21 protein-coding genes are annotated in these 21,198 nt (G+C 68.4%); 13 read left to right on the top strand and 8 right to left on the bottom strand.

The window, feature by feature from the left end; genetic code table 11:
* Positions 1-5 precede the first annotated feature (5 nt).
* The 3 genes from IE307_RS35195 to IE307_RS35185 are packed head-to-tail and all read left to right on the top strand — an operon-like array spanning position 6 to position 2,835.
* Positions 6-1,046, top strand: coding sequence for a peptidoglycan-binding domain-containing protein (locus IE307_RS35195; RefSeq protein WP_229905386.1), 1,041 nt, complete (start codon positions 6-8; stop codon positions 1,044-1,046).
* On the top strand, positions 1,043-1,693 hold the full coding sequence (locus tag IE307_RS35190) for an ABC transporter ATP-binding protein (protein WP_191303729.1): 651 nt from the start codon (positions 1,043-1,045) through the stop codon (positions 1,691-1,693). The genes IE307_RS35195 and IE307_RS35190 overlap by 4 nt, the downstream gene beginning before the upstream one ends.
* The gene (locus IE307_RS35185; RefSeq protein WP_373306066.1) at positions 1,690-2,835 is read left to right on the top strand and encodes an ABC transporter permease; all 1,146 of its coding nucleotides are present in this window, start codon (positions 1,690-1,692) and stop codon (positions 2,833-2,835) included. Before IE307_RS35190 ends, IE307_RS35185 begins: the two co-directional genes overlap by 4 nt.
* Before the next feature lie 62 nt (positions 2,836-2,897).
* Here IE307_RS35185 and serC read toward each other — a convergent pair whose 3' ends face one another.
* The 5 genes from serC to IE307_RS35160 all read right to left on the bottom strand — a co-directional run bounded on the left by serC (position 2,898) and on the right by IE307_RS35160 (position 7,434).
* The gene (serC, locus tag IE307_RS35180; RefSeq protein ID WP_191303728.1) at positions 2,898-4,025 is read right to left on the bottom strand and encodes a phosphoserine transaminase; all 1,128 of its coding nucleotides are present in this window, start codon (positions 4,023-4,025) and stop codon (positions 2,898-2,900) included.
* 124 nt (positions 4,026-4,149) lie between these two features.
* Entirely contained in the window at positions 4,150-4,752 is a 603-nt protein-coding gene (locus IE307_RS35175; RefSeq protein ID WP_191303727.1) for a response regulator transcription factor, read from the bottom strand.
* On the bottom strand, positions 4,749-5,804 hold the full coding sequence (locus IE307_RS35170) for a sensor histidine kinase (RefSeq protein WP_191303726.1): 1,056 nt from the start codon (positions 5,802-5,804) through the stop codon (positions 4,749-4,751). The genes IE307_RS35175 and IE307_RS35170 overlap by 4 nt, the downstream gene beginning before the upstream one ends.
* Positions 5,783-6,613 carry an ABC transporter permease gene (locus IE307_RS35165; protein WP_191303725.1) on the bottom strand — a complete coding sequence of 277 codons (831 nt, stop codon included), beginning with the start codon at positions 6,611-6,613 and terminating at the stop codon, positions 5,783-5,785. The genes IE307_RS35170 and IE307_RS35165 overlap by 22 nt, the downstream gene beginning before the upstream one ends.
* Positions 6,610-7,434 (bottom strand): ABC transporter ATP-binding protein, encoded by an 825-nt coding sequence (locus tag IE307_RS35160; protein WP_191303724.1) that lies wholly within the window; start codon positions 7,432-7,434, stop codon positions 6,610-6,612. Before IE307_RS35160 ends, IE307_RS35165 begins: the two co-directional genes overlap by 4 nt.
* Before the next feature lie 144 nt (positions 7,435-7,578).
* Between IE307_RS35160 and IE307_RS35155 the strand changes: the two genes are divergently transcribed.
* From IE307_RS35155 to IE307_RS35120, 8 genes are all read left to right on the top strand, one after another.
* The gene (locus IE307_RS35155) at positions 7,579-8,178 is read left to right on the top strand and encodes an urease subunit gamma (protein ID WP_191303723.1); all 600 of its coding nucleotides are present in this window, start codon (positions 7,579-7,581) and stop codon (positions 8,176-8,178) included.
* Positions 8,175-9,857 carry an urease subunit alpha gene (locus IE307_RS35150; protein WP_191303722.1) on the top strand — a complete coding sequence of 561 codons (1,683 nt, stop codon included), beginning with the start codon at positions 8,175-8,177 and terminating at the stop codon, positions 9,855-9,857. The genes IE307_RS35155 and IE307_RS35150 overlap by 4 nt, the downstream gene beginning before the upstream one ends.
* Positions 9,854-10,465: an urease accessory protein UreF gene (locus tag IE307_RS35145; RefSeq protein WP_191303827.1), complete on the top strand. Its 612-nt coding sequence runs from the start codon at positions 9,854-9,856 to the stop codon at positions 10,463-10,465. The genes IE307_RS35150 and IE307_RS35145 overlap by 4 nt, the downstream gene beginning before the upstream one ends.
* On the top strand, positions 10,455-11,090 hold the full coding sequence (gene ureG, locus IE307_RS35140; protein WP_308436429.1) for an urease accessory protein UreG: 636 nt from the start codon (positions 10,455-10,457) through the stop codon (positions 11,088-11,090). The genes IE307_RS35145 and ureG overlap by 11 nt, the downstream gene beginning before the upstream one ends.
* Positions 11,087-11,788, top strand: coding sequence for an urease accessory protein UreD (locus IE307_RS35135; RefSeq protein WP_191303721.1), 702 nt, complete (start codon positions 11,087-11,089; stop codon positions 11,786-11,788). Before ureG ends, IE307_RS35135 begins: the two co-directional genes overlap by 4 nt.
* A gap of 155 nt (positions 11,789-11,943) precedes the next feature.
* Positions 11,944-12,600, top strand: coding sequence for a pyridoxamine 5'-phosphate oxidase (gene pdxH / locus IE307_RS35130; protein WP_191303720.1), 657 nt, complete (start codon positions 11,944-11,946; stop codon positions 12,598-12,600).
* A gap of 568 nt (positions 12,601-13,168) precedes the next feature.
* Complete coding sequence (gene asnB, locus IE307_RS35125; RefSeq protein ID WP_191303719.1) at positions 13,169-15,103, top strand: asparagine synthase (glutamine-hydrolyzing); 1,935 nt, start codon at positions 13,169-13,171, stop codon at positions 15,101-15,103.
* 65 nt (positions 15,104-15,168) lie between these two features.
* Positions 15,169-16,431: an MFS transporter gene (locus IE307_RS35120; RefSeq protein WP_229905385.1), complete on the top strand. Its 1,263-nt coding sequence runs from the start codon at positions 15,169-15,171 to the stop codon at positions 16,429-16,431.
* Here IE307_RS35120 and IE307_RS35115 read toward each other — a convergent pair.
* Entirely contained in the window at positions 16,415-17,209 is a 795-nt protein-coding gene (locus tag IE307_RS35115) for a hypothetical protein (protein ID WP_191303718.1), read from the bottom strand. The two genes, IE307_RS35120 and IE307_RS35115, sit on opposite strands and share 17 nt — an antisense overlap.
* An 80-nt stretch (positions 17,210-17,289) precedes the next feature.
* Here IE307_RS35115 and IE307_RS35110 point away from each other — a divergent pair, with 80 nt between their 5' ends.
* Positions 17,290-18,684 (top strand): APC family permease, encoded by a 1,395-nt coding sequence (locus tag IE307_RS35110; protein WP_191303717.1) that lies wholly within the window; start codon positions 17,290-17,292, stop codon positions 18,682-18,684.
* An 18-nt stretch (positions 18,685-18,702) separates the two neighbouring features.
* Here the strand turns inward: IE307_RS35110 and IE307_RS35105 are convergent, their stop codons facing one another.
* Together IE307_RS35105 and IE307_RS35100 are read right to left on the bottom strand one after the other, a co-directional pair.
* Positions 18,703-19,419 carry an AAA family ATPase gene (locus IE307_RS35105; RefSeq protein WP_191303716.1) on the bottom strand — a complete coding sequence of 239 codons (717 nt, stop codon included), beginning with the start codon at positions 19,417-19,419 and terminating at the stop codon, positions 18,703-18,705.
* On the bottom strand, positions 19,416-20,192 hold the full coding sequence (locus IE307_RS35100) for an MBL fold metallo-hydrolase (protein WP_191303715.1): 777 nt from the start codon (positions 20,190-20,192) through the stop codon (positions 19,416-19,418). The genes IE307_RS35105 and IE307_RS35100 overlap by 4 nt, the downstream gene beginning before the upstream one ends.
* A gap of 38 nt (positions 20,193-20,230) precedes the next feature.
* On the opposite strand from IE307_RS35100, the gene IE307_RS35095 reads away from it, so the two are divergent.
* Positions 20,231-21,118 carry an aldose 1-epimerase family protein gene (locus tag IE307_RS35095; protein WP_191303714.1) on the top strand — a complete coding sequence of 296 codons (888 nt, stop codon included), beginning with the start codon at positions 20,231-20,233 and terminating at the stop codon, positions 21,116-21,118.
* Positions 21,119-21,198 lie beyond the last annotated feature (80 nt).

Here is a 21,198-nt window from a genome sequence, read left to right as displayed (position 1 = left end):
GCCGCGTGAACAGGAAGATCCTCGTCGCAGCACTCGTCGCCGCGGTGGTGCTCGGCACCGGTGGAGTCGTCGTCCTCACGAGGATCGCGTCCAACCAGGCCAACGCGGCTCCGCTGCGCAACGACCCCTCGAAGACCGCGGCCGTGAAGAAGACGAACCTGGCCGACCAGCAGCAGATGACCGGCCAGCTCGGCTTCGGCGCGGAACGAGCGCTGGCCAGCCGGAAAAGTGGCACCGTCACCGGGCTGCCGAAACAGGGCGATGTCATCGACCAGGGCAAACCGGTGTTCCACTCGGACGCCAAGCCGGTGCCGCTGTTCTACGGCCAGATGCCCCTCTTCCGCGACCTCGAGACGGGCATGTCGAACGGACCCGACGTCAAGGTGGTGGAGGAGAACCTCGCCGCACTGGGGTTCAAGGACTTCGGCACCCCCGACGAGAAGTTCACCTACTACACGGCCACCGCGCTGAAGAAGTGGCAGAAGGCGAACGGCCTGGAGCAGACCGGGAAGCTCGGGTCCGGCGACGTGGTCGTCCAGCCGGGAGCGATCCGCGTCTCGTCGCTGAACGCGCAGCTCGGCGCGCCCGCAGGCGGCGACCTGATGAAGGTCACCGGCACCGAACGCGCGGTGACCGTCGAGCTCGAGCAGTCCAAGCAGCGCCTGGCCAAGCAGGGCGAGAAGGTCGAGCTGTCGATCTCCGGAGGCAAGACCACCACCGGCACGATCACCGGCATCACGCGCACCACCGGCGATGCGAGCCAGGGCTCCAAGCCGAAGATCGTCCTGACGATCGCGGTCGACGACCCCAAGGCCGCCGAGGGCATCGAGACCGGCAGCGTCACCGCGTTGTTCACCGTCTCGAAGAAGCAGAACGTCCTCGCGGTCCCGATCGGCGCGCTGCTCGCGCTGACCGAGGGCGGCTACGGCGTGGTCACCGAGGACGGCAGGACCATCCCGGTCACCGTCGGCATCTTCGCCAAGGGACAGGTCGAGGTGCAGGGCGAGGGCTTGGCCGAGGGCATGAAGGTGGTGACCACCGAGTGATCACCGTCGACCACGCGAGCCGGACGTATCCCGGTGGTGTGCAGGCGTTGCGCGACGTCTCCCTGACGGTCGGGGGCGGGGAGATGCTCGCGATCGTGGGACCGTCCGGCTCGGGGAAGTCGACGCTGCTGCACCTGATGGGCACGCTCGACAAGCCGACCGCCGGCAAGGTCGAGATCGACGGCAACGACGTCTCCACCATGTCCGACAACGCCTTGTCGGCACTGCGGGCGCGCACGATCGGGTTCGTCTTCCAACAGTTCTTCCTCACGGAAGGGTTGTCCGCCATCGAGAACGTGGCCGCGGGGCTCGTCTACGCCGGTGTGCCCCGGTCCAAGAGACGGTCGATGGCGATGTCCGCTTTGGACAGAGTCGGCCTGATCCACCGCGCGTTGCACAAGCCGCACGAGCTCTCCGGCGGTGAACGCCAGCGGGTCGCGATCGCGCGGGCCGTGGTGAACACGCCGGGGATCCTGCTGGCCGACGAGCCGACCGGCAACCTGGACACGAAGAACGGCGCCGGGGTGCTGGAGTTGCTGGAGAGCCTCAACTCCGACGGCACCACGATCGTGATGATCACGCACGACCGGGACATCGCGGCGTGGGCTCCCCGCCGCGTCGAGGTCCGCGACGGGGTGATCGTGTGATCGACCTGCTGCGCCTCGGTTTCTTCGGCATGCGGACCCGTCCGATCCGCGCCGTCCTGTCCGCTCTGGGCATCGCGATCGGCATCGCCGCCGTGGTCGCCGTCGTCGGCATCCCGGCCTCCAGCGCCGCCGCCCTCTCGGCGAAGATGTCCAAGCTGGGCACCAACCTCCTGACCGCCGCGCCCGGCCAGGACTTCTTCGGCCAGGACGCGAAGCTGCCGGAGACGGCGGTGCCGATGGCCAAGCGGATCGGCGCGGTGTCGTCGGCCAGCGCCACGGGCAAGATCAGCGCGAACGCCCGCAAGAACGACCTCGTGCCGTCCAGCGACACGCTCGGCCTGCAGGTGCAGGCGGCGGAGCAGGACCTGCTCAAGGTGCTGGACGCCGAGGTCCGCGCGGGCCGCTGGCTGTCGTCGGGCGAGAAGTCCGTGGTGCTCGGGGGCACCGCGGCCTCGCGCCTGGGCGTGGACAAGCCCGGTGTGCAGCTGTGGATCGACGGGCAGTGGTTCACCGTCGTCGGCATCCTCGGGCCGCTGCCGCTCTCGCCGGAGATCGACAGGTCGGTGCTGATCGGCTGGGACGCGGCCAAGGAGGCGTTCGGGTTCGAGGGCAACGCCAACACGGTCTACGTGCGCACGTCGCCGGACCAGGTCGACAACGTCCGCGATCTGCTCGGGCCGACGCTGAACCCGGAGAAGTCCAACGAGGTCAAGGTTTCCCGGCCGTCCGAGGCGCTGGAGGCGCAGCAGCTGGCCGAGAGTTCCTACAACGCGCTGTTCCTGGGCTTGGGCGGAGTCGCGTTGTTGGTGGGTGGCGTCGGCGTGGCGAACACGATGGTGATCTCGGTGCTGGAACGCCGCCGCGAGATCGGTCTGCGACGGGCGCTCGGGGCGACCCGGCGGCAGATCAGGTGGCAGTTCCTCACCGAGTCGGTGTTGCTGTCCGGGCTCGGCGGACTGGTCGGCGTGATCGTGGGAATCGCGGTCACGGCCGGATATTCGATCAGTCAGCAATGGCCCGCGGCACTGCCGTGGCCGGCCCTGCTCGGGGGAGTGGGCTCGGCGATCCTCATCGGCGCCATCGCCGGCGTCTATCCCGCGGTGCGGGCGGCACGCCAGTCGCCCACGGAAGCACTTGCCTGAAAAGCCCTGGGGTGCACCGAGAACTTCGTTCGGTGCACCCCAGGTCGCTGCCTCGCGTCAGATCAGAGCTGGCCGACGACCCAGTCGATCGCCTGCGTGAGGATCGTGACGTCGTTCGGCTCGATGGCCGGGAACATCGCGACCCGCAGCTGGTTCTTGCCGAGCTTGCGGTACGGCTCGACATCCACGATGCCGTTGGCGCGCAACACCTTCGCCACGACAGCGGCGTCCACGTCGTCGGAGAAGTTGATCGTGCCGACGACCTGCGAGCGGTCAGCGGCCTTCTCGACGTACGGCGTGGTGTACGCGGTCTTCTCGGCCCAGGTGTAGAGGCGGTCGCTCGAGTCCTTGGTCCGCGCGACGGACCAGTCGAGGCCACCGTTGCCGTTGATCCAGTCGATCTGGTGCGCCAGCAGGAAGAGCGTGGCGACCGACGGCGTGTTGTACGTCTGGTCCTTCGTGGAGTTGTCGAGCGCGGTCGGCAGCGACAGGAACTCCGGCACCCAGCGGTCCTTGAGCTCCTCGACGCGGGCCAGCGCGGCGGGCGACATGAGCGCGAGCCACAGGCCGCCGTCCGAGGCGAACGACTTCTGCGGCGCGAAGTAGTAGACGTCGAAGTCCTCTGCCTTGACCGGCAGGCCACCAGCGGCGGACGTCGCGTCGATCGCGATCAGCGCGTCACCGGAACCCTCGATGCGCGTGACGGGCATCGCCACACCGGTCGAGGTCTCGTTCTGCGCCCAGCCGACCAGGTCGGCGCCCTCGGCGTAGAAGAGCTCGGGCGTGGTGCCCGGCTCCGCCTTGGTGACCAGCGAGTCCTTCAGGAACGGCGCGGTCTGCGTGACCTTCGCGAACTTGGAGGAGAACTCACCGTTCGTGAAGTGCTGCGCCGTCTCCCGGACCAGCCCGAACGACGCCGCGTCCCAGAACGCGGTGGTGCCACCGTTGCCGAGCACGACCTCGTACCCGTCCGGCAGCTGGAACAGCTCGCGCAGACCGGAGCGGACGCGGCCCACGAGGTTCTTGACGGGCTTCTGCCGGTGGGAGGTGCCGAGCAGTGCCGCACCCTCGGTGGCGAGGGCCTGCACGGCCTCGGGACGCACCTTGGACGGTCCACAGCCGAAGCGGCCGTCAGACGGCTTGAGCTCGGCGGGAAGCACCAACGAGGTCGGATCGGCGGTCTGGGTCATGTGGTCACGCCTCCGGGGCGATTGACGAGCTTCAGGGACCTGACCGGCGCCGTTGCCGGAGTTCACAGTGTTGCAGGCCGGTGGCCGGGAGGTGACAGCCGGGTGTCCTGGGTCACTGCGGACGTCACTGCAGCATGCCTCGATCCATCGCCGTGGTGACCGCCGCCGTCCGATCCGAGACGCCCAGCTTGTTGAACACCCGCAACAAGTGGGTCTTCACCGTCGCCTCCGAGATGAACAACGCCCGCCCGATCTCACCGTTGGACAACCCCTTCGCGACCAACTTCAGCACCTCGGACTCGCGCGCCGACAGAGGCGGAGTCCGGACCTGCCCGACCACCTTCGCCACCATCGACGGAGCCAGCACCGTCTCCCCGCGCGCAGCCGCCCGGATCGCCGCGATCAGGTCCTCGGTGGTCGAGTCCTTCAGCAGGTAGCCGGACGCCCCGGCCTCCACCGCGCGAAGAATGTCCGAATCGGTCTCGTAGGTCGTGAGCACCAGCACCCGAGGACCGGTCCCGACGATCCGAGCGGTAGCCGCCACACCGTCCATTTCGGGCATCCGCAGGTCCATCAGCACGACGTCCGGCTTCAAAGCGGCGGCCTGGGCAATGGCCTCCTGGCCGGAGCCGGCGTCGCCGACCACCTCCAGGTCGTCGCCCACGAGCATGCCACGCAGCCCCTGACGCACCACCGGGTGGTCGTCCACCAGCAGGATCCTGATCACAGCGGCACCTCCACCAACACCGACGCCCCCTCGTCCGAGAACAACGTGAGCGTGCCACCCACCTGTTCGAGCCTTGCGCGCATCCCGCGCAGGCCGAAGCCCTCCGGGGCGTCGCCGAAGCCGCGGCCGTCGTCGCGCACCTCCAGGGAGACGCCGTCCTCGTCGAACCTCATCACGACGTCCACCCGCGTGGCCCCGGAGTGCCGGGCGACGTTGGTCAGGGCCTCCTGCACGGTCCGCAGCAGCACCACCTCGACCGAGGTCGCCAACGGGCGGGCGTCTCCGATCACCCGGAAGGAGGACGGCAGTGACACCCCGGAGACCAGGCGCCGCACCGCGTCCTCCAGGGAGGAACCGTCCAAAGGCGACGGTGCGTTGGAGGCGACCAGGGCGCGGGCCTCGCGGAGGTTCTCCCGTGCGGTCTGCAGGGCCAGGTCGACATTCGGTTGTGCGGCCTGCAGCAGGGTGATGATCGAGGTGAAGCCCTGGGCCAGGGTGTCGTGGATCTCGGCGGACCAGCGGGCCCGTTCGGCCTCGAGCGTGAGGGCTTCGATGCGTTCGAGCAGTTCGCCGCGTTGCCGGTTCTGCTGCGCGATGCGGCTCACCGCCCAGCCGAACGCCTGGGAGAAGCCGACGATCAGCAGTGCGCCCGGCCACGGGAGGGCGGGGTCGGCGCCGGCCAGCCAGGTCAGGAGCTGCGGTGTGAAGACGAAGACCACCATGGGGAAGAACGCCCAGGTCACCGGCATCATCATGTAGATCTGCGGCACGAGTCCGAAGAGTGCGAACGTGGCGTTGCCGGTCAGCCAGACCGCAGGGGCCCAGAGGGCCAGCGAGCCGGCCGCGAAGACGAGGCCGCGCCAGTCCTCGATGTTCTTCCTCATCAGCCGCAGGCCGTACCCGACGAACCACAGGGAGTTCAGGACGAGCAACCCCACCGCCGTGAGCCGGTCGGCGAGGGGGTTGGCGTCCACGAGGATCAGCGCGATGGTGGTGACCTGGGTGAGTCCGAAGAGCAGGTACCAGGTCGTCAGCGGCTGGTGTTGCTCCACCTGAAGGTCCTGCCGACGAGCACCAGGCCCACGATCGTCCACGCCCCGAGCACCAGCGCGATCTTGCCGAGCTCCCATGATCCCGCCGCCTCCATGACCGCGTAGTCGTCGTTCAGTGCGAACACCGAGCGGAAACCCTGGCACACCCACTTCAGCGGGAAGAACGATCCCACCGTGCGCAGCGACTCGGGCAGCGCCGACTGCATGATGAACACACCGCTGAGGAACTGCAGCACGATGTACGGCAGGTTCAGCACGCCCGCGGCGTTGCGGGTGGACTTCGCGATGGCGCTCAGCGCCACGCCGATCAGCGAGCACGCGACGACACCGAGGGTGAAGACCCAGGCGAACGTCAGCCACTTCTCCGCGCTGGTCGGCAGTTCCAGGTCGAACCGCAGCACGCCGACGGCCAGCAGCAGCACGGCCTCGAAGAGGCTCGACACGAAGACCAGGATGATCTTGCCGAGGAAGTAGGACGCGAACGGCATCGGCGTGCCGCGCAGGCGCTTGAGCGTGCCGTCCTCGCGGTCGGCCACGACGCTCATGCCGAGCCCGACGAACGACGTCGAGATGATGCCGGCGCCGATCATGCTGGCCGCGAACATCTGCGCGGCGGCGACCTCCTTCACGTACACGGTGCCGAGCAGCAGCATCAGCAGCGCCGGCAGCGAGATCGTGAAGATGAGGTTCTCCTTCTGCCGGAAGAACTCCCGCAGCTCGGTCGCACCCCTCGAGAGACCGAGTGACAGGGTCGAGGGCAGAGCAGCCGTCTTCGAAGTGGCCGCCTCGGACAGGACGGGGGTGGTCATTTGATCAGCTCCAGGTAGACGTCTTCCAGCGACGGGCGGGTGACGGTCAGCTCGGCCAGTTCGCCGTGGCGGGACAGGTCGGCGATCGCCTTGGTGGGCTCGGAGGTCCTGATCTCCTGATAGCCGCGGTCGGACATCCAGCGCACGGTCGCGTCGGCGTGTGCGCGGCCGCCGAGCGTCTGCGGCGTGCCCTCGGCGACGATCCGGCCGCCGGCGAGCACGGCGACGCGGTCGGCGAGCGCCTCGGCCTCGTCGAGGTAGTGCGTGGTCAGCAGGATCGTGGTGCCCTCGGCGGCGAGCAGCTTGATCAGGCCCCAGAACTGGCGGCGCGCCTCGGGGTCGAAGCCGGTGGTCGGCTCGTCCAGGAACACGAGCTCCGGGCGTCCGATGATGCCGAGCGCCACGTCGAGGCGGCGCCGCTGGCCGCCGGACAGCGTGCCGGCGCGGGACTTCGCCTTCTCGGTGAGCCCGACGAGGTCGATGACCTCCTCCGGGTCGCGCGGGTCGCCGTAGTACTTGGCGTAGTGGTGGACGGCTTCGCGCACGGTCAGCGTGGCGGCGTCCGTCGCGCTCTGCAGGACGATGCCGAGCTTCGAACGCCACTCGCGACCGGCCTTGGCCGGGTCGACGCCCAGCACGCTGACCTCACCGCCGTCGCGGTCGCGGTGCCCCTCCAGGATCTCGACGCTCGTGGTCTTGCCGGCGCCGTTCGGTCCGAGGACCGCGAAGACCTCACCGCGGGCGACGTCGAGGTCCACCCCTGCCACCGCCTGGTGGTCTTTGTAGGCCTTCCGCAGGCCCCTCACTCGGATCGCGTTCATGTCGTAAATCCTGCGATTTCGAGGGGGCTGCGCGGGACGACCGTGCCGCTGACCCCGGTTGTCAACCGGTCGGTGGACACGCGGTCGTGTTTCAGCCGTGTTTCCACTCCGGGAAAGCGCGCTTTCGCGTGCTAGAACGGCGAAGTGCATCTGACGCCGCATGAACGCGACAAGCTCCTCGTGCACGTCGCCGCCGACGTGGCGCGGCGCAGGCTCGAACGCGGTGTCCTGCTCAACTACCCCGAGGCCGTCGCGTTGATCACCGACCACGTGCTGGAGGGCGCGCGGGACGGCCGCACGGTCAGCGAGCTGATGGAGAGCGGCCGCACGGTGCTCGCGCCGGAGCAGGTCATGCGGGGCGTGCCGGAGATGATCGACTCGGTGCAGGCGGAGGCGACGTTCCCGGACGGCACCAAGCTCGTCACCGTGCACCACCCCATCGCGCCGTCCGCCGGTCCGGCGCCGGGGGAGGTGGTCGTCGGGTCCGAACCCGTCGAGCTCAACCCCGGACGCCCGCGCGTGACGATGGTCGTCGTGAACGTCGCCGACCGGCCCGTCCAGGTCGGCTCGCACTTCCACTTCGCCTCGGTCAACACGGGGCTGTCGTTCGACCGCGAGGCCGCGTTCGGCTACCGCCTCGACATCCCGGCGGGCACCGCCGTGCGGTTCGAGCCCGGCGTCGAACGCGAGGTCGCGCTGGTTCCGCTGGCAGGGTTGAGGATCGTCCGGGGGTTGCAGCGATGATCGACCGCGAGCGTTACGCCGAGCTGCTCGGGCCGACGGTCGGCGACCGGATCCGGCTGGCCGACACCGACCTGTTCATCGAGGTCACCGAGGACCGCTCGCGCGGCGCCGGCTCCGGCGACGAGGTGATCTTCGGCGGCGGCAAGGTCATCCGCGAGTCGATGGGGCAGGGCGTCGCGACGCGCGCCGAGGGTGCTCCCGACCTGGTCATCACAGGTGCGGTGGTCCTCGACCACTGGGGTGTCGTCAAGGCGGACGTCGGCGTGCGGGACGGGCGGATCGTCGCGATCGGCAAGGCGGGCAACCCGGACACGATGGACGGCGTCCACCCGGCGCTGGTGATCGGCCCGTCGACGGAGATCCTGTCCGGCAACGGCAAGATCCTCACCGCGGGCGGCATCGACTGCCACGTGCACTTCATCTGCCCGCAGATCGTGGACGAGGCGCTGGCGTCCGGGCTGACCACGTTGATCGGCGGCGGCACCGGCCCGGCGGAGGGCACGAAGGCCACCACCGTCACGCCCGGAGCCTGGTACCTCGACCGCATGCTGACGTCGATGGACCACATGCCGGTCAACGTCCTGTTGCTGGGCAAGGGGAACACGGTCTCGGAGGAGGGTCTGCGCGAGCAGCTCGCCGGCGGCGCGGGCGGGTTCAAGCTGCACGAGGACTGGGGCACCACGCCCGCCGCGATCGACGCCTGCCTCCGCGTTGCCGACGAGTCCGGTGTGCAGGTCGCGATCCACACGGACACGTTGAACGAGGCCGGTTTCCTGGAGTCCACTGTGGACGCCATCGCCGGACGGTCGATCAACGCCTACCACTCCGAGGGCGCCGGAGGCGGGCACGCGCCGGACATCATCCGCGTGGTCTCGCTGCCGAACGTGCTGCCGTCGTCGACGAACCCGACGCGCCCGCACACCGTCAACACCCTCGAAGAGCACCTCGACATGCTGATGGTGTGCCACCACCTCAACCCGTCGGTGCCGGAGGACCTGGCGTTCGCGGAGTCGCGCATCAGGCCGACCACCATCGCCGCCGAGGACCTGCTGCACGACCTGGGCGCGATCTCGATGATCTCCTCGGACTCGCAGGCGATGGGCCGCGTCGGCGAGGTGATCATCCGGACCTGGCAGACCGCGCACGTGATGTCGTCGCGGCGGTCGCTGGACTCGAACCTGCGGGCTCAGCGGTACGTCGCGAAGTACACGATCAATCCCGCCGTGGCGCACGGGATCGCGGACGAGGTCGGCTCGGTCGAGGTCGGCAAGCTCGCCGACCTGGTGCTGTGGGAGCCCAAGTTCTTCGGCGTTCGGCCTTCGGTGGTGCTCAAGGGCGGGTTCATCGCGTGGGGCGCGATGGGGGACGCGAACGCCTCGATCCCGACCCCGCAGCCGGTGTGGGCGCGGCCGATGTTCGGTGCGACGGCCGGTGCGGCGTCCTCGGTGTTCTTCGTGGCGCCGTCGGCGATCGAGGCGGGTGTGGGGGAGCGGTACGCGCGGCGGGTGCTGCCGGTCTCGTCGACGCGGTCGGTGACCAAGGCCGACATGGTGCTGAACGACGCGATGCCGGACGTGCGGGTCGACCCCGACAGCTTCGCCGTGCACGTCGACGGTGACCTCGTCGAACCGTCGCCGGTCTCCGAACTGCCGATGGCACAACGGTACTTCCTGTTCTGATGCTGACCGCGCTGATCCTCGCCGACTCCCGCTTCCCCGGCGGCGGCCACGTGCACTCCGGTGGGCTGGAGGAGGCTGCTGCGCGCGGGCTGGTCACCGACGAGCCGTCGCTGGAGTCGTTCCTGCGCGGTCGTCTGGCCGGTGCCGGGTTGCTGGCGGCCGGGTTCGCGGCCGCCGCGGCTCGTGGAGAGGACCTCGGGGTGCTGGACGCGGAGCTGGACGCCCGCACGCCGTCCCCCGCCCAGCGCGAGGCGTCGCGGGCGCAGGGGCGGGGGATGCTGCGCGCGGCTCGTCGTGCCTGGCCTTCCGACCGGCTGGCCCTGCTGCCCCGGGACCCGCACCAGCCGCTGGTGATCGGCGTGCTGGTCGGTGACGCCTTCGAGGCCGCGTTGACCTGCGCTTATCTGGCCGTGAGCGGGCCGGCGTCGGCCGCTGTCCGGTTGCTGGGGCTGGATCCGTTCGGGGTGAACGCGATCGTGGCCGCGTTGCCCGTGCAGGACGTCGCCACGCGGGCCTGTTCGGAGCTGCCCGCCCTGGGCTCGCCTGCCTTGGATCTCTTGGCGGAAGCACATCTACGACGTGAAGGGGTGCGTCTCTTTGGGAGCTAACCACGGGCCCGACCCGCACGATCACCACCACGGGACCGCGCCGCGCATCGGCATCGGCGGGCCGGTCGGCAGCGGCAAGACCGCGCTGACCGCGGCGCTGTGCCGGGCGCTCGGGTCGCAGCTGTCGCTGGCGGTCGTCACCAACGACATCTACACGACCGAGGACGCGGACTTCCTGCGGCGGGCCGGGGTGCTCGACCCGTCGCGGATCGAGGCGGTGCAGACCGGGTGCTGTCCGCACACGGCCATCCGGGACGACATCACCGCGAACCTGGACGCCGTCGAGCGGCTGGAGGACCGGCACTCCGGGCTCGACCTGGTGATCATCGAGAGCGGCGGGGACAACCTGACGGCGGTGTTCTCGCGGGGGCTGGTCGACCGGCAGATCTTCGTGGTCGACGTGGCCGGCGGCGACAAGGTGCCGCGCAAGGGCGGGCCCGGCGTGACGACCGCCGACCTGCTGGTCATCAACAAGATCGACCTGGCGCCGCACGTGGGCGCGGACATGGAAGTGATGATCTCCGACGCGCACCGGATGCGCGGGGACCTGCCCGTCATCCCGCAGTCGCTGGTCGAGACGCCGGACGCGCCCGAGGTGGCGAAGTGGGTGCTGGCCCAGCTGTGAGGGCTTCCGCTCGGTTGGTCGTGTCGTTGGACTCGCACGGCAACAGCGTCGTGCGGGTCCTGCGGTCCCAGTCGCCCCTGACGCTGGTGCCCGCCCGTCGGGTGGGGCCCGTGGCGCTGGTGCACCTGGTTTCGTCGGTGACGGCACCGCTGGGCGGCGATTCGTTGTCGCTGACCGTCGAAGTCGGTCCTGGAGCCTCGCTCGAACTGCGAGGTGTCGCGGCGACCCTGGTGCTGCCCGGTTCGTCCGGTGAGGCCTCTTCGTCTCTTGTTCGGTTCTTCCTGGAGGGCTCACTTCGTTATCTGCCGGAACCGACCGTCGTGACTCGACGTGCGAACCACACCGCGGTGGTGGAGGCCGAATTGGACGGTCACGCTGAGTTGCTGATGCGCGAGGTCCTGGTGCTCGGTCGCGCGGGTGAGGCAGCGGGCGCGCTGTCCTCGTCGGTGCGCGCAACCCGTTGCGGCAAGCCGGTGTTGCACCAGCAGCTCGTCGTTGGTGACGCTTTTGTTGACTCGTCGGCCGCCGGGCTGGCGGGCAAGCGAGTCGTCGGAACGGAGCTGGTCCTGGACTCGGTGCCGCGTGCTTGCGGCGGCGGGGAGTGGTGGAGCGTCGTTCCGTTGGCAGCAGGCGGAACCCTTGCCACCGCACTGGGTGATGACGTGGTCACCGTCACACGGGTGCTCGATGCCATCTGACTCGATCACGGACTCGATCCAGAACTGTTCTTTGCACGGACAGTCACCGTTCAGGTGGTGGTCATCACCGCGCAGGCGGTTTCGGGATCGGGTCGCCGTGCGTATGGTCGCGAGTCCAGGGACCACGAGTTCTGCCGCCGCTTGGAGGTTCGCCGATGACGGAGACCACGAACATCGCACTACCGGCGATGCGCGTGTCCTACGAGCAGGGCTCGCTCAGCGAGTCGGAGCTTGCCGCCACCTGGCACGACCAGCTCCAGCTGTGGCTGGACCAGGCCTCCGGTGCGGGCTTGGCCGAACCCAACGCGATGGTGCTCGCGACGACCGACGTGAAGGGTCGGCCCTCGTCGCGGACCGTGTTGTTGAAGGGGCTGGACGCGCGTGGGGTGGTGTTCTTCACCAACTACACGTCGAACAAGTCCCACGACCTGATGGCCACTCGGTATGCGTCTGCGACGTTCCCGTGGTTTGCGATGCAGCGGCAGGCGCACGTGCGCGGGGTCGTGGAGAAGGTCGGGCCGGTGGAGACCGCTGAGTACTGGAACTCCCGGCCGCGTGGGTCGCAGATCGGGGCTTGGGCTTCGCCGCAGTCGCGGGTGGTTTCTGGACGGTCTACTTTGGATTCTGCTCTTCACAAGATCGAGCGGCAGTTCGCCGACACCGAGAAGATTCCTGTGCCGCCGCATTGGGGTGGGTGGCGGATTCGGCCTGAGGAGGTCGAGTTCTGGCAGGGGCGGCGGGATCGGATGCATGATCGGTTGAGGTTCCGGGATGGGCGGGATGGGTGGGCTTTGGAGCGGGTTGCTCCGTAGCTCGTCTGGTTGTTGGCTTTTGTGTGGGGCGTTTCCCTGTGGGCGGGGAGGCGCCCCTTTTTTGTGGTCACCTTGCGTGCGGCCTGTTGCGGTTGCGTGCTTCCCCTGGGGGCTCTGCCCCCAGACCCCCGGCAATCTGATCCGGGGGGTGGCGCCGCCGGTGGGTTGATGGCACGCCTGTTTGTGCTGGGCGGCTGGCTGTTGCGTTGGCGGTGGGGTCCCGTCACGAGTCGCACCAGGAGCTGGCCACATGCAGGTAGGGGTGTCAACTCGACGAAAAGCGCGTCGAGTTGACACCCCTACCTGCATGCAGCAAGAGCTGTGGTGCGACTCGTGACGGGACCCCACCGCCCAGGCCTCCTGCTAAGGACTTTGGACGGCTCGCCTTCGGCTTCGCTTGGGTGGGCTGCTCGCCTTCGGCATCGCGTGCGGGGGGTCACGTGCCTCTGGTGCGGTGGCTGGGAACCTGACCTGGGAGTCAGGCGTCCTTCGGGTGGCGCGAATGTCCGGTTCCCGGCTTCGTCATACTGGGATTTCAGCAACAGCTAGCTACGAGGTGCGATTTCACGTGTGCGGAGTGCTCGGACTCATCTGTTCCACCGAAGCCACTGCGGCCTCCGCGCGCGCCTCTGTGGCTTCGGCGTTGCGTTGTCAGCGGCATCGGGGGCCGGACGAGCAGGACACGTGGGCTGACAAAGAGGTCATCTACGGGTTCAACCGGCTTGCCTTCATCGACCTGGAGCACTCCCACCAGCCGTTGGTGTGGGGGCCGCCGGAGAACCCGACGCGGTACACGCTGAACTTCAACGGGGAGATCTACAACTACAAGGAGCTCCGGGCCGAGCTCATGCGGAAGTTCGGGGCGCAGTTCCGGACCAACGGTGACGGTGAGGCCATCGTCGCCGGGTACCACTTCCTCGGGGCCGACTGGGTCAAGATGTTGCGCGGCATGTTCGCGTTCATGATCTGGGACGCGCAGGAGCGGGTGGTGTTCGGTGCGCGGGACCCGTTCGGGATCAAGCCGCTGTACTGGGCTGCTGGGCCTGGTGGGGTGGGGTTCTCGTCGGAGAAGAAGAGCCTGCTGCAGCTGACCGGGGTTCTGGGGATCAGTCAGGAGCTGGACCAGACGGCGTTGCAGCACTACCTGGTGTTGCAGTACGTGCCTGAGCCCGAGTCGTTGCACAAGGCGATCCGGCGGGTGGAGTCCGGGACGTCGTTCAAGGTGTCGCCTGGTGGGCAGGTGCTGTTCAACCGGTACTTTAAGCCCGTGTTCTCGCCTCGGCCGGTGAACGGGGCGCACGAGGCTGAGGCGTTGTACGAGCGCATTGCGGACGTGATGCGTGATTCGGTGGCCAAGCACATGATCTCCGACCCCGACGTGACGGTTGGGGCGTTCCTGTCGGGCGGTATCGACTCGACGGCCACGGCCACGTTGGCGAAGCAGCACAACCCGAACCTGATCGCGTTCACCAGCGGGTTTGATCGCCAGGGGTACTCGGAGGTCGACGTCGCCGCGGAGACGGCGGCGGCCATCGGGGTGCGGCACGTCGTGAGGACCGTGTCGGCGGACGAGATGATGGAAGAGCTGCCGCTGATCATCTGGTACCTCGACGACCCGGTGGCGGACCCGGCGTTGGTGCCGTTGTACTTCATCGCGAAGGAAGCGCGTAAGTACGTCAAGGCCGTGTTGTCCGGTGAGGGTGCGGACGAGTTGTTCGGCGGGTACGTGATCTACCACGAGCCGTTGTCGCTGTCGCCGTTCGAGAAGGTGCCGGGCGGCGTGCGGAAGTTGATGGGCGCGGTGTCGAAGTCCATTCCGGAGGGTGTGCGCGGGAAGGACCTGCTGCGGCGCGGTGCGCTCAGGTTGGAGGAGCGGTACTACGGGAACGCTCGCAACTTCAGCGACGCGCAGGTGCGTGCGGTGTTCCCGGGGTATGTCGAGGGCATCGGGTTCCAGGACGTCACGGCGCCTTGGTACCGCGAGTCGGAGTCGTGGGACCCGGTCGCGCGCATGCAGCACATCGACCTGTTCACGTGGTTGCGCGGCGACATCCTGGTCAAGGCCGACAAGGTGACGATGGCCAACTCGATCGAGCTGCGCGTGCCGTTCCTCGACCCCGAGGTGTTCCGGGTCGCGGCCGAGGTGCCGCTCGACCAGAAGCTCACCGAGGGGACGACCAAGTACGCGCTGCGCAGGGCGCTGGCGAAGATCATTCCTCCGCACGTGCTGAACCGGCCCAAGCTCGGGTTCCCGGTGCCGATCCGGTTGTGGCTGCGCGACGAGATGTACGACTGGGCGCGCGGGATCATCAACGACTCGCAGACCGGGCACCTGCTCGACAAGAACGCGGTGCTGGACCTGCTCGCCGAGCACAAGTCGGAGCAGTTCGACCGGAGCCGGCAGCTGTGGAGCGTGCTGTGCTTCATGATCTGGCACGGCATCTTCGTCGAGGGCCGGATCAGCCCGAAGGTGCCGGAGCCGGTGTACCCCGTGCGCGTCTGACGCCGTCGAGTGGTGTTGGCGACAAGTCCACGTGAAAGGCCTGTTAGTTGCCATAGGCTAACCAAGTGGCCACTGTGGGGAGAAGCGCGCGCTCGACGTTCGTGATCGACACGCGACCGTTGAAGATCGTCGCTTATCGCAGGCTGTGGATCTCCACGATCATCACGGCGGTGGGCTCCCAGCTCACCGCCGTCGCCGTGCCCAAGCAGGTCTACGACCTCACCGGGTCCTCGGCGTGGGTCGGCATCGCGGCCGGTGTGGCGCTCGTGCCCCTGCTCGTGTTCGGGCTGTGGGGCGGCGCGATCGCGGACACGGTCGACCGCCGCAAGCTGCTGCTCGTCACGAACATCGGCATCGCGGTCTCGTCGGTGCTGCTGTGGGCGCAGGCGGCGATGAACGTCGGCTCGGTGTGGCTCGTGATCGCGTTGCTCGGGTTGCAGCAGGTGTTCTTCGCGGCCAACGCGCCGGCGCGCTCGGCGTCGATCGCCCGGCTGGTGCCCGCCGAGCTGTTGCCGTCGGCGGCCGCGCTCGGGTCGACCGTCATGCAGTTCGGTGCGGTGCTGGGGCCGTTGCTCGCGGGTGCGTTCATCCCGGTCGTCGGGTTGTCGACGCTGTACCTGGTGGACGCGATCGCGCTCACCGCCACCGTCTACGCGGTGTGGAAGCTGCCGCCGCTGCCTCCGCTGGACGGGGTGATCCGGCGCGCCGGCCTGCGGGACGTGCTCGACGGGTTCGTCTACCTCTGGGCCCAGAAGGTGCTGATGGCGAGCATGCTGCTGGACATCATCGCGATGGTGTTCGGCATGCCGCGGGCACTGTTCCCGGAGATGGCCCAGCACACGTTCGGCGACCCGCCCGGCGGTGGGTTCGCGCTCGGTGTGTTGTTCGCGGCCATCCCCGTCGGCGCGGTCATCTGCGGTCTCACGTCCGGGTGGATCTCGAACATCAACAGGCACGGAGTCGCGCTGACGCTGGCCGTCGTGGGCTGGGGCCTCGCGATCGCGGGCTTCGGGCTCGCGGGCTCGCTGTGGGTCGCGGCCGCGTTCCTGGCGCTGGCGGGTGCGGCGGACATGGTGTCGATGGCGTTCCGCGGCGCGATCCTGCAGTCGGCGGCGACCGACGAGATGCGCGGACGGATGCAGGGTGTCTTCATCGTCGTCGTGGCGGGTGGGCCGCGCATCGCGGACCTGTTGCACGGCACCGGTGGCGCGGCGATCGGCACGGCCGCGGCGGTGTCGATCGGTGGCCTGCTGGTCGTCGTGGCGAGCGTGGCCATGGTCGCGCTGCTGCCGGCGATCTGGCGCTACCGCGTCAGTTCCGCGAGCTGATCTCCGCCGGGGCCGGCTCGGTGATCTTCACGTCGGCGCCCCAGTCGGAGAAGCGCGCCTCGTCGACGATCCGCGTGCCCTGGAACTGCGTGTAGAAGGCGATGCGGACCGGGAGACCACCGTCGTTCAGCTCGATCTCACCGGTCGAGCCCGCGACCTGCTGGTCGAGTGCGATCTTGACCTCGTTGCGCAGGCCCTCGTCGGTGAGGGCGTCGTAGGCCTTCTTGTAGTCGACGGAGATCGCGTACCGGGTGGTGCCCCCGACCTGCGTGGTCAGCTTGAGCTCCCCGCCCGCCGCCATCACCGGCAGGTGGTACGTCGTGAAGGCGGCCTGCTGGAAGACGACGTCGTGGAAGCCGAGCAGCGTCGTGGTGAAGTCGTCGTCGACCTTGCGGTCGAGCTTCACCCACGGCTTGTCGGCGGGCAGGCCGAAGAGGGCGGCGGGCAGCTTCACGAACGCGCTGTCCCCGGCCGTCGAGACCAGGCGGAGCTCCACCGGTTCGCCGCCGGTCTGCACGGGACGGGTGGTGGTCGCGTCCATGCTCGGCACCTCGCCGCCGAGCCGCACGCTGCCGTTCGACGGGTACCGCACGCCGCCCCCGGTGACGGGCGGCGCGATGGTGAAGCGGTAGGAGCCCTTCTCGCCGACCGACTTGGTCACTGCGGCCACCAGGCTCTTCACGTCGCGGTGCTGCGGCGCGTCGTCGCTCGCGGGTTCGGACGAGGAGCAGGCGGTCAGCGCCAGGGCGGCGATGATCGCGGTTGCCGCGAGTCTCATCGTGCAATTGTTACACCAATTGGGTGAGGTCAACGTCCGTTCGTGCTGGTGGCCAGGCACAACGGGCAGAATCTTCGGGCATGGCTGAAGCGACTCCACAAACGGAGCAACCAGAGCTGAAACGGGCGATCGGCCCGAAGCTGCTGCTGTTCTTCGTCGTCGGCGACATCCTCGGTACCGGCATCTACGCCCTCACCGGCAACGTGGCCGGCAAGATCGGCGGCGCTCTCTGGCTGCCCTTCCTGCTCGCGTTCGTGGTGGCGTTCCTGACCGCGTTCAGCTACCTCGAGCTGGTCGGGAAGTACCCCCAGGCCGCCGGCGCCGCGCTGTACACGAACAGAGCGTTCAAGATCCACTTCCTGACGTTCATGGTCGCGTTCGCCGTCATGTGCTCCGGCATCACGTCGGCCTCGTCGGCGGCGCTCGCCTTCGGCCGGACCTACCTGCGGCAGCTGCTGGTGGAGTTCTTCGACGTCGCGCTCAGCCCGGAGTCGCTGGTGTTCACCGGGCTCGCGATCATCTTCATCGGTGGTCTCGCGCTGATCAACTTCCGGGGTGTGTCGGAGTCGGTCAAGGCCAACGTGGTGCTGACCTGCATCGAGCTGTCCGGTCTGGTGATCATCATCCTGATCGGCGCCTGGGCGGTCGTGAACGGGGACGGTGATCCCAGCAGGCTCACCGACATCCACGTGCCGTCCGGCAGCAACGTGATGCTCGCGGTCACCTCGGCGACGGCGCTCGCGTTCTTCGCGATGGTCGGCTTCGAGGACTCCGTGAACATGGCGGAGGAGTGCAAGAACCCCGTCAAGATCTTCCCGCGCGCGATGCTGTGGGGCATGGGCATCGCGGCCCTGATCTACGTGCTCGTCGCGCTCACGTCGTCGCTGCTGATCCCGTCCGACGAGCTCGCGAAGGCGAGCAGCGGCGCGTTGCTGAAGGTCGTCACCGTCGGTGCGCCGGGCTTCCCGCTGTGGATCTTCGCGTTGATCGGCCTGCTCGCGGTCATCAACTCGGCGCTGATCAACATGCTGATGGCGTCGCGCCTGCTGTACGGCATGGCGAACGAGAAGATCATCCCGTCGTTCTTCGGCGCCGTGCACCCGTTCCGCCGCACGCCGTGGATCTCGATCGTCTTCACGACCGGCGTCGCGGTGATCCTGGTGTCCACGGCGGACATCGGCAAGCTCGGCGGCACGACGTCGTTGCTGCTGCTGATCGTCTTCACCATCGTCAACGTGGCGTGCCTGGTGCTGCGTCGCGAGCCGTCCGAGCACAAGCACTTCCGGGCGCCGACGTGGGCGCCGGTGCTCGGCGCGATCACGTGCGCGTACCTCGCGATCCCGTGGACGTCCGGCCGCCCGGCCGACGACTACAAGATCGCGGGTTACCTGCTGCTCGCCGGCCTGGTGCTCTGGGGCATCAACCGCGTGCTGCACGGCAAGGTGGAGACCCACCCTGAGAACCTCGGCAAGTAGGAACCTCGGCAAGTAGTCCTAGTCCAAGAGGTGCTTGAGGAACCGGTCGGGATCACCCAGGAAGTTGCGGGTGAGCCTGACCGGTTCCGCCGTGTCGTAGGAGATCTCGTCGATCGTGTCGGTGATCTCCAGGATCGTCGCGCCCGGTGCCGCGAGCAGGATCGGCGAGTGCGTGGCGATGATGAACTGCGAGCCCTCGGCGACGAGCTCGTGCATGCGCCGCAGGACCGTGAGGCATCCCTTGACGGACAGCGCGGCCTCCGGTTCGTCGAGGACGTAGAGGCCCCTGCTGCCGAACCGGTGGTTCATCAGGTCGATGAAGCTCTCGCCGTGCGACCGCTCGTGCAACGACTTCCCGCCGTACGACGCGTGAATCCCCCCGCCGATCCGGTCGATCTCGGTGGCGACGTTGTAGAACGACTCGGCCCGCAGGAAGAACCCGGTCCTGGGCTTCTTGACGCCCCAGCTCAGGATCAGGTGGTCGCCCAGCGACGACTCGGTCGCCTTCGTCGCGAAGCGGAACGACTGCGTGCCGCCCTCCGCGTTGAACCCCGCCCCCACCGCGATCGCCTCTACGAGAGTCGACTTGCCCGCACCGTTGTCGCCGGTGAGGAACGTGACGGGCGTGTGGAGTTCCAGCGGGTGCTTGATGAGGTGCTGGACGGCCGGCAGCGTGAACGGATATCGGTGCGTGTCGCTGACCTGGTCGACGCGGATCTGACGGATGAACGTCACGCGAGGCGCGCCAGTTCGACCGGGTCGTGCGCGCTGAAGACCTCGACCTCACCCTGTGCCTTCAGTTCGCGCAGACGTTCCACATTGGACAGGCGCTGCTCGCGGATCGTCTCGGTCTGGTTGGCGGTGAGCTTGAGGGCGAAGATGTTGCTGGGCGGCGTCTCGACCTCGCCGCGGTAGAAGTACGCGTCACCGGCGTGCAGCAGCCAACCGTCGTCGGAGCGGACCGCGATGCCGGTGTGGCCGCGGGTGTGGCCGATCAGCGGCACCATCAGGACGTCGTCCGGGAGACCGGGCACGTCCTTGACGGCCTGGAACCCGAACCAGTCCTCGCCCTCGGCCTTGTGGGTCTGGAAGGTGACGCCTTCTCTTTGCGCCTTGGGATAGCGGGCGCGTTCCTTGGTGTTGCGCGGGTTGGAGGCCGCTTCCAGCTCGGTGTCCAGCACGTGCACGGTGGCCTTGGGGAAGTCGCGCAGGCCGCCCGCGTGGTCCAAGTCGAGGTGGGTGAGCAGGACGTGCTTCACGTCGTCGGCCGTGTAGCCGCGTTTCTCGACGTGGCTGATCGCCGTCTCGGTGATGTCGAGCACCGGCCTGAGCAACTTGCGGCTCAGCCCGTCGATCGTCGCCTTCGGGTCCATCACCTCGTTCACGCCGAAGCCGGTGTCGACGAGGATCAGGCCCTGGTCGCTCTCGATCAGCAGGCAGTGGGCCACGAGACCGCCCGCGACCAGCGGCGGCCGGAACGTGGCGCAGTTGAGGTGGTGAACCTTCATGGGCAAATCCTTCCGCGGGCCCCGTAGGCTTCAGCCTCATGTTGGGGATCTCGTACGAGGGTGCCACCGCCGTGATCACGACTGTAGGGGCGGGGCTGAGGTCCTTCGAAGTGGACGGCGTTCCGTACGTCGAGACGTTCGGGGCTGACGAGAAACCGCCGATGGGTGCCGGGACCGTGCTGGTGCCCTGGCCCAACCGGACCGCCGGCGCGTCCTGGGTGCTGGACGGGGTGCGGCAGCAGCTCGAGGTCACGGAGCCTGCTCGGGGGAATGCCGTTCACGGGCTGGTGCGGCGTCGGCCCTGGTCGGTGCTGGAGCACACCGGGTCGTTGGTGTCGTTGCGGGTGTTGATCGAGCCTCAGGCCGGGTGGCCTGCTGCCCTGGACGTCACGGTGTCCTATGCGCTGGATGATCGCGGGTTGACCGTTACGCACGGGGTTACGAATGTCGGGGAGGTGGCGACGCCGTTCGGGGTCGGTATGCATCCGTACCCGCGTGCTGGGAATGCTTCGACTGATTCGTGCACCTTGACGTTGGCCGCTACGACTGTGTTGCCGTTGGATCGTGAGCGGATGGTGCCCTCGGGGCCGGCTGTGCCGGTGGAGGGGACCGAGTTCGATTTTCGCGGTGGGCGCGGGTTGGACGGGATGAACCTGGACACGCCGTTCGGTGGGTGTGAGCCTTCTGAGGACGGGCTTGTGCACCACACGCTGGTTTCCGCGGGTGGTGGGGTTGAGGTGTGGGCTGATCCGGCGTTTCGGTGGGTGCAGGTTTACACGCCTGATTCGTTTCCGGGGAGGGGGCGGGCTGTGGCTGTTGAGCCGATGACTTGTCCGCCGGATGCTTTGAATTCCGGGGTGGATTTGATTTGGGTGTCGCCTGGGGAGTCTTGGGGGGCGCGGTGGGGGATTCGGCCGTTGGGTTGATTGTGGCGGTTTGGCTGTGGTGCGCGGCTTTGTGGGTGGGTTGGGTTGGGTGCGGCGGGTTGCGGTTGCGTGCTTCCCGG

The sequence above is a fragment of the Lentzea cavernae genome (genome assembly GCF_014653695.1).
In the GTDB taxonomy this organism is placed as follows: domain Bacteria; phylum Actinomycetota; class Actinomycetes; order Mycobacteriales; family Pseudonocardiaceae; genus Lentzea; species Lentzea cavernae.
The sequence above is the reverse complement of the archived record's forward strand: the minus strand, read 5'-3'. Positions and strand labels throughout refer to the sequence as shown.